Source organism: Sphingopyxis granuli NBRC 100800 (assembly GCF_001591045.1).
GTDB lineage: Bacteria > Pseudomonadota > Alphaproteobacteria > Sphingomonadales > Sphingomonadaceae > Sphingopyxis > Sphingopyxis granuli.
Genome location: NZ_BCUA01000053.1, coordinates 15811 through 27750, shown reverse-complemented (window position 1 = coordinate 27750; position 11940 = coordinate 15811). Strand labels below are relative to the sequence as shown.

The following is an 11940-nucleotide window of genomic DNA, read 5'->3' as shown; positions in this document are numbered from 1 at the left end:
CGCATCATTTGCGACGAACCGCGAAGATGGTTTACGGGCTGTTAACCCTTTCGTCGATAATTTGACGGCATGGCGATCCCGACAGTCTTGAAGCCCCGAATGCTCGTTGCGGCCACCGCGGCTTTTGCGCTGTCGGCCTGCTTCGGCGCTCCCGACGTGATGAAGCGGTCCGATGCGAAGCGTCCCGGCGCGACGACGGTCCAGCGCCCGCAGGTCACCGGCGCCCCGTCCTTCACCAGCACCGACGCGCAGCAATGCGCCTTCGACCTCAAGCAGGCGGGGGTGCGCTTCACGCCGCTGCCGAACCAGGATCATGGCGGCGGGTGCAGTTCGATCGATTCGGTGAAACTGCTCGACATCGGCACTCCGGTGACGAACCTCGGGCCGATGACCTGTCCGCTCGCGCGCAATTTCGCGGCTTGGGCGCAATATGCGGTGCGCCCCGCGGCGCGGAAATATTTCGGGACCGAGGTCGTGAAGATCGAGACCTATGGCACCTACAGCTGCCGCAACATCTATGGCGGCCGGTCGGGGCGGCTGTCGCAGCACGCCTATTCGAACGCGATTGACGTCGCGGGCTTCGTGCTTGCCGACGGGCGGCGGATCATGCTCGACGGCGGGTGGAAGGGCGACAGGCCGTCGCAGGACTTTCTGCGCGCGCTGCACAAATCGGCGTGCCGGCGCTTCGGGACGGTGCTCAGCCCCGACTATAACGCCGCCCATTACAATCATTTCCACCTCGACATGAGCGGCAACGGTTTCTGCCGCTGACTTGGCAAGCGCGGCGTGGGCGGCTAGCTGCGGCGGCATGGCAAAAGACAAGCAACCCCATCGCTCGCGTTTCCACAAGGCCAAGGACGACGCGCAATTCGCCCAGCAGGCGACCACCACGCCGCAGACCGCCAGCGCCGCCTATCGGCTGGCCTTTCAGGACACCGATTTCCTGCTGCGCGAGGATCTGCGCCCGGTCCGTTTCCAGCTCGAACTGCTCAAGCCCGAACTGCTGCTCGACGAGGCGGGGATCGAGTCGACCCTCGTCATCTATGGTTCGGCGCGCATTCCCGAACCCGGTCAGGCCGATGCGCTCGAAACCGCGGCGACCGACGACGCCCAGCGCAACATCGCGCGCCGGCTGAAGGCGAAGGCCAAATATTACGACGAGGCGCGCCAGCTTGCGCGGCTTGCGAGCCAGACGCCGTGCGACGACCGGGGATGCCGGCATTTCGTCGTCTGCTCGGGGGGCGGTCCCTCGATCATGGAGGCGGCGAACCGCGGCGCGGCGGACGAGGGGCGCGAGTCGATCGGGCTCAACATCGTGCTGCCGCACGAGCAGGCCCCCAACCGCTACGTCACCCCGTCGCTGAGCTTCCAGTTCCACTATTTCGCGCTGCGCAAGATGCACTTCCTGCTCCGCGCGCGCGCGGTCGCGGTGTTCCCCGGCGGCTTCGGCACCTTCGACGAGATGTTCGAACTGCTGACGCTGATCCAGACGGGCAAGATCAAGCCGATTCCCGTGCTGTTGTTCGGCAAGAGCTTTTGGAACCGGGTCGTCGATTTCGAGGCGCTGGTGGAGGAAGGCGTGATCAGCGCCCGCGACCTCGACCTCTTCGCCTTCGTCGAGACGGCGGACGAGGCGTGGGGCATCATCCGGGATTTCTACGCGAACGACGATCATCATTGACCGGACCGTCGCTTCGGCGAAAGCCGGAGTTGCGAGCAGCCCGGACAGATGGAAATCGCCGGACCGGCGTTATTCCGACTGCGCCTCCAGATAGAGGATCAGCGCCTTGCGTTCGGCGGCGTCGGGGATGCCGGCAAACGCCATGCGGGTGCCGGGGAGATTCTTCATCGGCGCGGCCAGATAGGCGTCGAGCGCGGCTTCGTCCCAGACGCCGCCTCTGGCCTTCATCGCGCCCGAATAGGAGAAGCCGGGGTGCGAGGCGACCGCGCGGCCGACGATGCCGTGCAGGTTCGGGCCGACCCCGTTGCGCCCATCCTTGTCGATCGTGTGGCAGGCGACGCAGCGCTTGAACAGCGGCTCGCCCATCGCCGTGGTCGGTTCTACCGCAGCCGCAGGCTCCGCCGATTCTGCCGGTGTCGCGGATTCCGCCGCCGGATCGTCCGTAGCGGCGGGCTGGTCCGACTGTCCGCAGCCGGCGAGCGCGAAGGCGACCGCCAGCAAGGCGGGCGCGCGGCGCATCACTTTTTCGCTTCGGCCGGGGCAGGTGCGGCCGCATCGGCGGGCGCGGCAGCTGCGTCATCTGCCGCGGGCGCGGCGCCCTCTGCCGGGGCTTCGCCTTCGGCGGCGGCGTCTTCAGCCGGCGCGGCTTCGGGCGCGGGCAACGGCAGGTTGGAGCCCATGCTGTTCATGTAGACGATCAGGTTGGCGCGATCCTCGGGGTTCGACAGGCCGGCGAACGACATCTTCGTGCCCGGGGCATATTTGCGCGGGCTCGTCACCCACTTGTCCATGCCTTCGAAATCCCAGTTGCCCGGGACGCTCTTCAGCGCATCCGAATAGGCGAAGCCGGGAACGTGGCCGTGCGGCTTGCCCAGCGCGCCCCATAGGTTCGGGCCGATGCCGTTGGCGCCGCCCGAGTTGATCGTGTGGCAGGCGGCGCACTTCGCGAACACCGCCTCGCCCTTTGCCGGATCGGCGGCGGCGAGCAGGTTGGCGAGCGGCACGGCCGATTCGGCGGCGCCCCCGCCACCTTCGGCATCCTCGATCGGATAGCCGGGCTTTTCGGGGTTGTGGCTCGCAAACAGCATCCCGATCCCGATCGACAGGCCGAGAGCGCAAATACCGGCGAACAATACCCAGCCGGCAATAGTGTTGTTGCGATTGTCCATGCTTGCAGCCCCGTTCGCTGGCGCCCTTGATCAACAGGCGCATGATATGATTGGCCGCTCCCTTACTGGTGCGCGCGCGGCGGCGCAAGGGGATGAAATCGGCGACGCCGCCATTGCGCCGCCGCGGACGGCCCGCTATGCGCCGCGGCGCAGCTGGGGAAGGCAGATATGGGCAGCTATTCGGCGTCGGCGCAGCGACTGGTGGACGAGATGAAGGCGGCGGCGCTGGCCGAGCCCGCGCGCGGCCTAGCGTTTCAGGGCGCCCCCGGCGCGAACAGCGACCTCGCGGCGCGCGAATATGATCCCGATGCGCTGCCCTTGCCCTGCTATGCGTTCGAGGATGCGATCGACGCGGTGCGCGAAGGGCGCGTCGATCGTGCGATCATCCCGATCGAGAACAGCCTGCACGGCCGCGTCGCCGACATCCATTTCCTGCTGCCCGAATCCGGCCTGTCGATCGTCGGCGAGCATTTCCTGCGCATCCGCTACGGGCTGATGAGCCGCGACCTCGGCCCGGTGACGCGCGCGATGAGCCACGAGCAGGCGCTGGGTCAGTGCCGCAAATGGCTGCGCGCGAACCGGATCGACCCGGTGGCGCACAGCGACACCGCCGGGGCCGCCGCCTGGGTCGCTGACAGCGACGAGGTCGGGCTCGCCGCGCTCGCACCGCCGCATGCCGCCGACCTGTACGGCCTGACGCTTCACGCGACGGGACTCGAGGACGCCGATCACAATATGACGCGCTTCGTCGTCCTCGCGCGCACGCCGCGCGATACGCAGCCGCAGGGTGTGCCGCTGATGACGACCTTCGTCTTCGAGGTGAAGAATATCCCCGCCGCGCTCTACAAGGCGCTCGGCGGCTTCGCGACCAACGGCGTCAACATGACCAAGCTCGAAAGCTATCAACTCGGCGGCAGCTTCGCGGCGACCAAATTCTATGCCGACATCGTCGGGGCGCCGGGCGAGGAAGCCGTCGACCGCGCGCTGGAGGAGCTCGATTTCCAGACCAAGTCGGTGAGCCTGCTCGGTACCTATCCGATGGCGCGCGTGCGCGGATAGCGCGGCACTGGAACCGGCCGGCGCCTAACCGCCGCGATGGCGGAGCATCCGTGCGGTCGTGAAGCTCTGGATGATGAACAGCGTCACCAGGATGCTCGCGACGAACAGGCCGAACAGGTCGAACGCCGAAAAACCGGTGCCCGCCACCATGTCGGGGCCGACGAGCGGCATCGCCGCGGTCATCGCCATCAGCATCAGCCGCAGCTCGGTAGGGCCGCCCGCGAGATAGGAGAGGCGGAATTCGCCGATGATCTTTGCCGCCAGAAAGGTGTGGATCGACAGCATGAAATAGCCGGTGACGGCGAGCAGCGCGACTTCGAAGCGCATGTGCGGGCCAAGCCCCAAGGCACCGATCATCAGGAAGGTCGCCATCGCGTCGACGCTGTGATCAACGAAATAGCCGTAGGCGGGACGCTCGATCCGCCGCCAGCGCGCGAGGCTGCCGTCGAGCGAGTCGCCGAACCAGTTGACGATATAGCCGGCGAGCGACAGGCCGAGCCATTCATTGTCGAGCCAGCTCAGCATGTAACCCGCGGCGACCATCAGCGCGCCGACGAAACCGAGCAGGGTGAGCTGATCGGGCGTCACCCAAGCGGGCAGGCGCGCGCACAGCCAGTTCAGAAGGCGGCGCTCGCTGCGCGCCAGGATATTGTGCTGGATACGCGTCGGGGCCTTCATCTCGGCGCTCGGGATACCGGACATGTCTGCCTTTCGTTTCTGGCTGTCACATCTGCGTCAGCCAGACGTCACCGAACCGCCATAGAACGAAAGGCCGCGCGGCGAAAGGGCACTGGAGCCGGCCGCCGCTTCAGTCGCGATGGGCCGTTAATCGCGCCAGGGACCGATCTCCCCGACCTCGCCGATGGTGCGGAAACGCGCGGCGCCGTCGATCCACGCGACTTCCCACATCGGCGCGGGGCGTGCCCATTCGCCGATCACGAACAGCGGCAATCGGTTCGTCGTGACGAAGGCGAGGTCGTCGGGGGTCGGGCCAGGGACGATGGTTTCGGGTCGCTGGTGCAGCCGCACGACTGCGAGCGTGCCCGCGGGCGGGGCGGGGAGCGACTGGCGTACCGAAAAGCCGAAGCTGCCCGCGACGGCGGGAAAGCCCTTGTCATCGCGCGCGAGCAGCAGAATCTTGTCGCCGGTGCCGAGCGGGCCGCCGACCGGCCGGCCCACCGCCTTGCGGCCGACGACGGCCGCGAACTCGCGCAGATCGCTTTCGGCGACGGGTGCCGGCGCGGCGGTTTCGGCGGGGGGAGGGGCCGCGAGCGGATCGAGGGCGAAGGCGGTGAGCAGAAGGGCGATGCCGATCAATGCGCGTCGCCCCAGCTCTTGCCGACTCCGATCTCGACGTCGATCGGGACCGACAGCTTCAGTATCGGCTCGGCAGCGCCCATCATCACGCGGCGGATCACCGCGCCCGCGGCTTCGGCCTTGGCCTCGGGGGCTTCGAAGACCAGTTCGTCGTGGACCTGCAGCAGCATCGTCACGTCGGACAGTCCGGCATCGGCGAGCGCCCCGGGCATGCGCGCCATCGCGCGCTTGATCAGGTCGGCGCTGGTGCCCTGGATCGGTGCGTTGATTGCAGCGCGCTCGCTGCCCTGCCGCTCGTTCTGGTTCGCGGCCTTGATGCGCGGGAACCAGGTTTTGCGGCCGAACAGCGTCTCGGTATAGCCATGTTCGCGCGCGCCCTCCAGCGTGGCCTGGATATAGTCGCTGATGCCGGGAAAGCGCTCGAAATAGCGGCTGATCAACGCTTGCGCCTCGTCGGGCGTTATTTCCAGCCGCCCCGCGAGGCCCCAGCGCGAAATGCCGTAGAGGATCGCGAAGTTGATCGTCTTGGCCTTGGCGCGCGTATCGCGGTTGACCTCGCCGAACAGCTCGATCGCGGTCGCGGCGTGAATGTCCTGCCCTTGCGCAAAGGCCTGTTTCAGTTCGGGCACATCGGCCATGTGTGCCGCGAGCCGCAGCTCGATCTGGCTATAGTCCGCCGCCATCAGGACATGGTCCGGCGCGGCGATGAAGGCGTCGCGAATCTGCCGACCGACCTCGGTACGGATCGGGATGTTCTGAAGGTTCGGGTCGGTCGACGACAGCCGCCCGGTCTGCGCGCCGACGAGGCTGTAGCTGGTGTGGACGCGGCCGGTCTTCGCGTTGATCTGTTGCTGCAGCGCGTCGGTATAGGTGGATTTCAGCTTGGCGAGCTGGCGCCATTCGAGAACCTTCCGCGCGATCGGCACGCCGTCGCGCTCGAGCCGTTCCAGCTCGTTCTGATCGGTCGACCAGTCGCCCGACTTGCCCTTGCGCCCGCCCTTCAGGCCCAGCTTGTCGAACAAAATCTCGCCGAGCTGCTTGGGGCTGCCGATCACGAACGGCTGGCCCGCGAGCGCATGAATCTCGCCTTCCGTGCGCAGCATGGCGTTCGCGAACTCGCCCGACAGCCGCGCCAGATAGTCGCGGTCGACCATGATCCCCGCGCGCTCCATCGCCTCGACGGTCGCGACGAGCGGGCGATCGACCATCTCGTAAACGCGCGTCCCGCCTTCGAGCGGCAGGCGCAGCTTGAGCAGCTTCCACAGCCGCCACGCGACCTCGGCATCCTCGGCCGCATATTCGGTCGCCCGCGCCAGCTGCACCTCGGCGAAGCTGATCTGCGACTTGCCGGTTCCGCACATCTCCTTGAAGGTCAGGCAGGTGTGATCGAGGTGAAGCTTGGCCAGTTCGTCGAGCCCGTGGCCATGCTTGCCCGCGTCGAGCGCGAAGCTCATCACCAGCGTGTCGTCATAGGGCGCGATGCGCACGCCGTGCTGCGCGAGCACGCCGATGTCATATTTGAGGTTGTGGCCGACCTTGAGCACCGCCTCGTCGGTGAACAGCGAATGGAGGCGGCCGAGTGCATCGGCGACCGGTACCTGTTCGGGTTTTTCGGCGAACATGTCGGTGCCGCCGTGGCCGAGCGGGATGTAGCAGGCCTTGCCCGGACCGGTCGACAGGCTGACCCCGACGAGCGTCCCGGTGACGCTGTCGAGGCTCGCGGTCTCGGTATCGACCGCGACGACATGCGCGGCGCGCGCCGCGTCGATCCAGCGGTCGAGCGCCTCGATCGTCGTCACCGTCTCGTAGAGCGAGCGATCGATCGGCGGCATCGGCGGCAGCGTCGGGGTCGAAGGCGCGGCGGTGGCAGCGCCCGCGTCCACCGCGCGCGGCAGCGTCGGCGGACCGCCCGGCGTCGTCCCGGTGTCGAGCTTCGCCGACAGCGAACGGAAGCCATGCTCGTCGAGGAAGAGCTTCAACGGCTCGGGCGGGATGGCACCCAGCCGGAAATCCTCCATCGGCTCGGGCAGCGGACAGTCGCGCTTGAGGTCGACCAGAATGCGCGACAGCCGCGCCATCTCCGCATGTTCGATCAGATTGTCGCGCAGCTTCGACGGCTTCATCGTCGCGGCGCCCGCCAGCGCCGCCTCCAGGTCGCCATATTCGACGATCAGCTTGGTCGCGGTCTTGGGTCCGACCCCGCGCACGCCGGGGACGTTGTCGACGCTGTCGCCCATCAGCGCCAGCACGTCGCCGACCAGTTCGGGACCGACGCCGAATTTTTCCTGCACCGCGTCGAGACCGAGCCGGACGTTCTTCATCGTGTCGAGCATGTCGACCTCCGGCGCGCCATTGCCCTCGCGGACGAGCTGCATCAGGTCCTTGTCGCTGCTGACGATGGTGACGTCCCACCCCTCGCGCACCGCGGCCTCGGTATAGCTGGCGATCAGGTCGTCGGCCTCGAAACCCTCCATCTCGATGCACGGCAGCGAGAAGGCGCGCGTCGCGTCGCGGATCAGCGGGAATTGCGGAACCAGGTCGGCGGGCGGATCGGGCCGGTTCGCCTTGTACTGGTCATAGATTTCGTTGCGGAACGACTGGCTCGAATGGTCGAGGATGACGGCGAGGTGCGTCGGGCCGTCGGCGGCGTGCAGATCCTTCGCGAGCTTCCACAACATGGTGGTGTAGCCATAGACCGCGCCGACCGGCACGCCCCGGGGGTTCGTCAGCGGCGGCAGGCGGTGATAGGCGCGAAAGATGTAGCTGGAACCGTCGACCAGATAGAGGTGATTCTTCTCGGACATGGCGGCGGTGTAGCAGGGCGGACCCGGCCTAGCGATAGGCGATCCGGCTCCGCCACGCCGGCCTTGTCAGGGCCAGCTTTCGGTGTCGTGATCGGGATGCTGGCGGTTGCTCGCGGCGATGGCTTCGGCGATACCCGACATCGTCTGCTCGGTGGTGCCTTCCTCGCGCAGCGTGACGAGCGTCTCGAACCAGGGCATCCGCGCCTCGATGCCGAACTGCATTTTTGGCGGAAAGCGCGCGGGCTCGTCGAGCGATCCGGTCGTGACGCTCAGATGCCGGCTTTCCGGATAGTCATAATAGAGCGGCGTCCCGCAGTCGCGGCAATAGCCGCGCTCGACCTGGTCGGAACTGTTGAAGATCGCAGGCGTGCCGCGCGTCCAGCGCAGCGCATCCTTCGGCACGCCGACCAGCGCCGCGAAGAAATGCCCCGTCGCCTTCTGGCACATGCGGCAATGGCAGATGTGCGACGTGTCGAGCATCGCCGACGCATGATAGCGCACCGCGCCGCACTGGCAGCCACCCGATGCTTCGGTTTCGATGCGGGTCGGGGTCATCCTCTTCGTCTCCTCATGCGGACGGGATGGTCCCCTTTCCGATCACTCCCACTCTATTGTAAACAAGACATTTTTATCTTTTATATTCAATGGCTTATTTTCCTGCTAATTGGTAATACCATGAAAAATACCATGCTCAGAAAAGGCTTAACAATATTTTGAAAAATTGCCTACTGAGCGCTGCCGCACAGCTCCATAGGCCGCTTTCCTGGCTTTGCTTCCAGATGTATGCTCTTCTGCTCCTGCAGCTAATGGATCACCGCAAACAGGTTACTCGCCTGGGGATTCCCTTTCGACCCGAGCATCCGTATGAGACTCATGCTCGATTATTATTATTATAGAAGCCCCCATGAATAAATCGCTCATCATTTTCGGCATCGTCAACATAACCTCGGACAGTTTCTCCGATGGAGGCCGGTATCTGGCGCCAGACGCAGCCATTGCGCAGGCGCGTAAGCTGATGGCCGAGGGGGCAGATGTGATCGACCTCGGTCCGGCATCCAGCAATCCCGACGCCGCGCCTGTTTCGTCCGACACAGAAATCGCGCGTATCGCGCCGGTGCTGGACGCGCTCAAGGCAGATGGCATTCCCGTCTCGCTCGACAGTTATCAACCCGCGACGCAAGCCTATGCCTTGTCGCGTGGTGTGGCCTATCTCAATGATATTCGCGGTTTTCCAGACGCTGCGTTCTATCCGCAATTGGCGAAATCATCTGCCAAACTCGTCGTTATGCATTCGGTGCAAGACGGGCAGGCAGATCGGCGCGAGGCACCCGCTGGCGACATCATGGATCACATTGCGGCGTTCTTTGACGCGCGCATCGCGGCGCTGACGGGTGCCGGTATCAAACGCAACCGCCTTGTCCTTGATCCCGGCATGGGGTTTTTTCTGGGGGCTGCTCCCGAAACCTCGCTCTCGGTGCTGGCGCGGTTCGATGAATTGCGGCTGCGCTTCGATTTGCCGGTGCTTCTGTCTGTTTCGCGCAAATCCTTTCTGCGCGCGCTCACAGGCCGTGGTCCGGGGGATGTCGGGGCCGCGACACTCGCTGCAGAGCTTGCCGCCGCCGCAGGTGGAGCTGACTTCATCCGCACACACGAGCCGCGCCCCTTGCGCGACGGGCTGGCGGTATTGGCGGCGCTGAAAGAAACCGCAAGAATTCGTTAACTGCACATTCGGGATATTTCTCTATATTCGCGGTTCAGCAGGCATGTCCCCTTTGAGGGCGACCCGACGACAGGATAATCGACCTTATGGTGCGCAAATATTTCGGCACAGACGGTATTCGTGGCAAAGCCAACGAAGGCGCGATGACGGCGGAAACCGCCTTGCGCGTCGGCATGGCGGCTGGCCGTGTCTTTCGTCGCGGTGACCACCGCCATCGTGTCGTGATCGGCAAGGATACGCGCCTGTCGGGCTATATGCTTGAACCCGCGCTCACAGCCGGTTTCACCTCGATGGGCATGGACGTATTCCTTTTTGGCCCGCTGCCGACAACGTATAGGAAGAATAAACGCCCTTTTCACCCAAGTCCAACAGCTTTGGACCGCAGTTGACTCTTTCGACACCCCTGCGATGCAACCCAATCCGGCTGACGGGGAGCCAGCAACGCTGAAAATTTACCCTCCTCTTTCCCACTAGCGGCTCCTTTTCCGACAACCAGCACGGCGGATCCCTGCCGCGGCGCTGTGAACGCAGCATTTTGATTGGTATCGTTGGCCTTCAGGCTCGTCAGTCAAACAGACCCAGGAGCAGCTCAGCCGGTGGCGCCCGGCTTTCGGGTAACGCCCTGGTCCCGCTGGTTTCGGCTTTGTGCTTCAGGTGATCAAGGATCTGCTTGATCACTATAGGGTCTTCAATGCAGGCGATGACTTTCATGGCGCCGCCGCAGCCGCTGCAGGTCTCGATGTCGATATTGAAAACACGCTTGAGCCGTTGCGCCCATGTCATCGACGCTCGCCGTTGTGCTGGTGTTGCCGGTTCATCAGCCACCCTGACCTTGTTGCCCCTGCCCCGTTTTGCCGGCGTGACCAACGCCCGGTGCCGACTGTTGGGTGCGAACACCCCGTGGAAGCGGGTTAGGTTGACTCTGGGCTTCGGTACCAGGGCGGCCAGCCTTGCAATGAAATCCAATGGTTCGAAAATGACGTGCGTGGTGCCGTCCCGGTACGGCGTCTTGAGCTGGTAGCGCACGTTGCCGCCTCGTGTTAACGACAGCCGCTTCTCGGATACCGCCGGGCGGCTGATGTACCGGCACAGCCGTTCGAGCTTCTTGCGTTCATCGGCCCTGGCCGCCACGCCGGCGTGCAGGCTGGACCCGGCTACCTTGCCAATCCCGTCACCGAACGGATCACCACTGGTCGGCAGAGTTTGCAAAGTGAACACCTTTCGCCCCGCCTGTGAACCGACAGCGATACGGTAAGTGATCGAGTGCCCCAGCAGGGGTGTCATCGGGTCGTCATCCACCGCATCCGAGGCCAGATAGCTGTTTTCGACATCCCGTTCCAGCAGGCCTTGCCGTTCCAGATAGCGACCCACCCGGTGGGCGATGGTGTGCGTCAGCTGGGTGAGCTCTGGGCTGGTCGGCGCCTTGACCCAGCGGAAACGCGCTGAGCCGTGGGATTGCTCGACATACACACCGTCGAGAAACAGCATGTGGAAGTGAACATTCAGATTGAGCGCCGATCCAAAACGCTGGATCAGGGTGACCGCGCCCGTCTTGGCCACTTGGTGGGTATGGCCCGCTTTCTTGACCAGGTGCGTGGCAATGACGCGGTAAACGATGCCCAGCACCCACCCCATGATCTCGGGCCGGCTGGCAAACAGGAAACGCAGCTGAAACGGGAAGCTCAACACCCACTGACGCATGGGTTGTTCAGGCAGTACTTCATCAACCAGCAAGGCGGCACTTTCGGCCATCCGCCGCGCCCCACAGCTCGGGCAGAAACCGCGACGCTTACAGCTGAAAGCGACCAGGTGCTCGGCGTGGCAAGACTCGCAGCGAACCCGTAGAAAGCCATGCTCCAGCCGCCCGCATTGGAGAAATTCTTCAAATTCCCGTTGCACATAGCCCGGCAATTCCTTTCCCTGCTCTGCCATAAGCGCAGCGAATGCCGGGTAATACTCGTCAACGATCTGATAGAGAAGGGTTTGCTCGGGTCGGTGGCTCTGGTAACGACCAGTATCCCGATCCCGGCTGGCCGTCCTGGCCGCCACATGAGGCATGTTCCGCGTCCTTGCAATACTGTGTTTACATACAGTCTATCGCTTAGCGGAAAGTTCTTTTACCCTCAGCCGAAATGCCTGCCGTTGCTAGACATTGCCAGCCAGTGCCCGTCACTCCCACTCGATTGTAAA

General features: G+C 64.7%; 11 protein-coding genes and 1 pseudogene. 5 read left to right on the top strand and 7 right to left on the bottom strand.

Annotation, left to right across the window (positions count from 1 at the left end; genetic code table 11):
• The first annotated feature begins 99 nt into the window (after positions 1-99).
• A complete protein-coding gene (locus SGR02S_RS12810) occupies positions 100-771 on the top strand; it encodes an extensin family protein (protein WP_234002577.1) in 672 nt (223 codons plus the stop codon).
• Between the two features lie 37 nt (positions 772-808).
• The gene (locus tag SGR02S_RS12805; RefSeq protein ID WP_067110367.1) at positions 809-1681 is read left to right on the top strand and encodes an LOG family protein; all 873 of its coding nucleotides are present in this window, start codon (positions 809-811) and stop codon (positions 1679-1681) included.
• Positions 1682-1750: 69 nt separating this feature from the next.
• Here SGR02S_RS12805 and SGR02S_RS12800 read toward each other — a convergent pair whose 3' ends face one another.
• Together SGR02S_RS12800 and SGR02S_RS12795 are read right to left on the bottom strand one after the other, a co-directional pair.
• A complete protein-coding gene (locus tag SGR02S_RS12800) occupies positions 1751-2200 on the bottom strand; it encodes a c-type cytochrome (protein ID WP_067110364.1) in 450 nt (149 codons plus the stop codon).
• Positions 2200-2850 (bottom strand): c-type cytochrome, encoded by a 651-nt coding sequence (locus SGR02S_RS12795; RefSeq protein WP_067110360.1) that lies wholly within the window; start codon positions 2848-2850, stop codon positions 2200-2202. The genes SGR02S_RS12800 and SGR02S_RS12795 overlap by 1 nt, the downstream gene beginning before the upstream one ends.
• Positions 2851-3018: 168 nt before the next feature.
• Between SGR02S_RS12795 and SGR02S_RS12790 the strand changes: the two genes are divergently transcribed.
• Positions 3019-3909, top strand: a complete 891-nt coding sequence (locus tag SGR02S_RS12790; protein ID WP_067110357.1) for a prephenate dehydratase — start codon at positions 3019-3021, stop codon at positions 3907-3909.
• Positions 3910-3933: 24 nt separating this feature from the next.
• Here the strand turns inward: SGR02S_RS12790 and SGR02S_RS12785 are convergent, their stop codons facing one another.
• The 4 genes from SGR02S_RS12785 to SGR02S_RS12770 all read right to left on the bottom strand — a co-directional run bounded on the left by SGR02S_RS12785 (position 3934) and on the right by SGR02S_RS12770 (position 8585).
• Positions 3934-4611, bottom strand: coding sequence for a CDP-alcohol phosphatidyltransferase family protein (locus SGR02S_RS12785; protein ID WP_067110354.1), 678 nt, complete (start codon positions 4609-4611; stop codon positions 3934-3936).
• A gap of 123 nt (positions 4612-4734) precedes the next feature.
• Positions 4735-5226 carry a hypothetical protein gene (locus SGR02S_RS12780; RefSeq protein WP_067110351.1) on the bottom strand — a complete coding sequence of 164 codons (492 nt, stop codon included), beginning with the start codon at positions 5224-5226 and terminating at the stop codon, positions 4735-4737.
• Positions 5223-8030 carry a DNA polymerase I gene (polA, locus tag SGR02S_RS12775; RefSeq protein ID WP_067110348.1) on the bottom strand — a complete coding sequence of 936 codons (2808 nt, stop codon included), beginning with the start codon at positions 8028-8030 and terminating at the stop codon, positions 5223-5225. Before polA ends, SGR02S_RS12780 begins: the two co-directional genes overlap by 4 nt.
• A gap of 66 nt (positions 8031-8096) precedes the next feature.
• Positions 8097-8585 (bottom strand): GFA family protein, encoded by a 489-nt coding sequence (locus tag SGR02S_RS12770; RefSeq protein WP_067110344.1) that lies wholly within the window; start codon positions 8583-8585, stop codon positions 8097-8099.
• Between the two features lie 349 nt (positions 8586-8934).
• Between SGR02S_RS12770 and sul2 the strand changes: the two genes are divergently transcribed.
• Together sul2 and SGR02S_RS12760 are read left to right on the top strand one after the other, a co-directional pair.
• Positions 8935-9750: a sulfonamide-resistant dihydropteroate synthase Sul2 gene (gene sul2 / locus SGR02S_RS12765; RefSeq protein ID WP_001043260.1), complete on the top strand. Its 816-nt coding sequence runs from the start codon at positions 8935-8937 to the stop codon at positions 9748-9750.
• A gap of 86 nt (positions 9751-9836) precedes the next feature.
• Positions 9837-10079: pseudogene (locus tag SGR02S_RS12760) on the top strand (phosphoglucosamine mutase); the annotation flags it as partial.
• Between the two features lie 235 nt (positions 10080-10314).
• Here SGR02S_RS12760 and SGR02S_RS12755 read toward each other — a convergent pair.
• On the bottom strand, positions 10315-11808 hold the full coding sequence (locus SGR02S_RS12755; protein ID WP_001120888.1) for an IS91-like element ISCR2 family transposase: 1494 nt from the start codon (positions 11806-11808) through the stop codon (positions 10315-10317).
• Positions 11809-11940 lie beyond the last annotated feature (132 nt).

Excerpts from the sequence above, each read along its gene's own strand:
- polA (WP_067110348.1), bottom strand. The coding sequence starts at position 8,030 with ATGTCCGAGAAGAATCACCTCTATCTGGTCGACGGTTCCAGCTACATC.
- SGR02S_RS12790 (WP_067110357.1), top strand. The coding sequence starts at position 3,019 with ATGGGCAGCTATTCGGCGTCGGCGCAGCGACTGGTGGACGAGATGAAG.
- SGR02S_RS12810 (WP_234002577.1), top strand. The coding sequence starts at position 100 with ATGCTCGTTGCGGCCACCGCGGCTTTTGCGCTGTCGGCCTGCTTCGGC.
- SGR02S_RS12785 (WP_067110354.1), bottom strand. The coding sequence starts at position 4,611 with ATGTCCGGTATCCCGAGCGCCGAGATGAAGGCCCCGACGCGTATCCAG.
- SGR02S_RS12800 (WP_067110364.1), bottom strand. The coding sequence starts at position 2,200 with ATGCGCCGCGCGCCCGCCTTGCTGGCGGTCGCCTTCGCGCTCGCCGGC.
- SGR02S_RS12795 (WP_067110360.1), bottom strand. The coding sequence starts at position 2,850 with ATGGACAATCGCAACAACACTATTGCCGGCTGGGTATTGTTCGCCGGT.
- SGR02S_RS12755 (WP_001120888.1), bottom strand. The coding sequence starts at position 11,808 with ATGCCTCATGTGGCGGCCAGGACGGCCAGCCGGGATCGGGATACTGGT.
- sul2 (WP_001043260.1), top strand. The coding sequence starts at position 8,935 with ATGAATAAATCGCTCATCATTTTCGGCATCGTCAACATAACCTCGGAC.
- SGR02S_RS12805 (WP_067110367.1), top strand. The coding sequence starts at position 809 with ATGGCAAAAGACAAGCAACCCCATCGCTCGCGTTTCCACAAGGCCAAG.
- SGR02S_RS12770 (WP_067110344.1), bottom strand. The coding sequence starts at position 8,585 with ATGACCCCGACCCGCATCGAAACCGAAGCATCGGGTGGCTGCCAGTGC.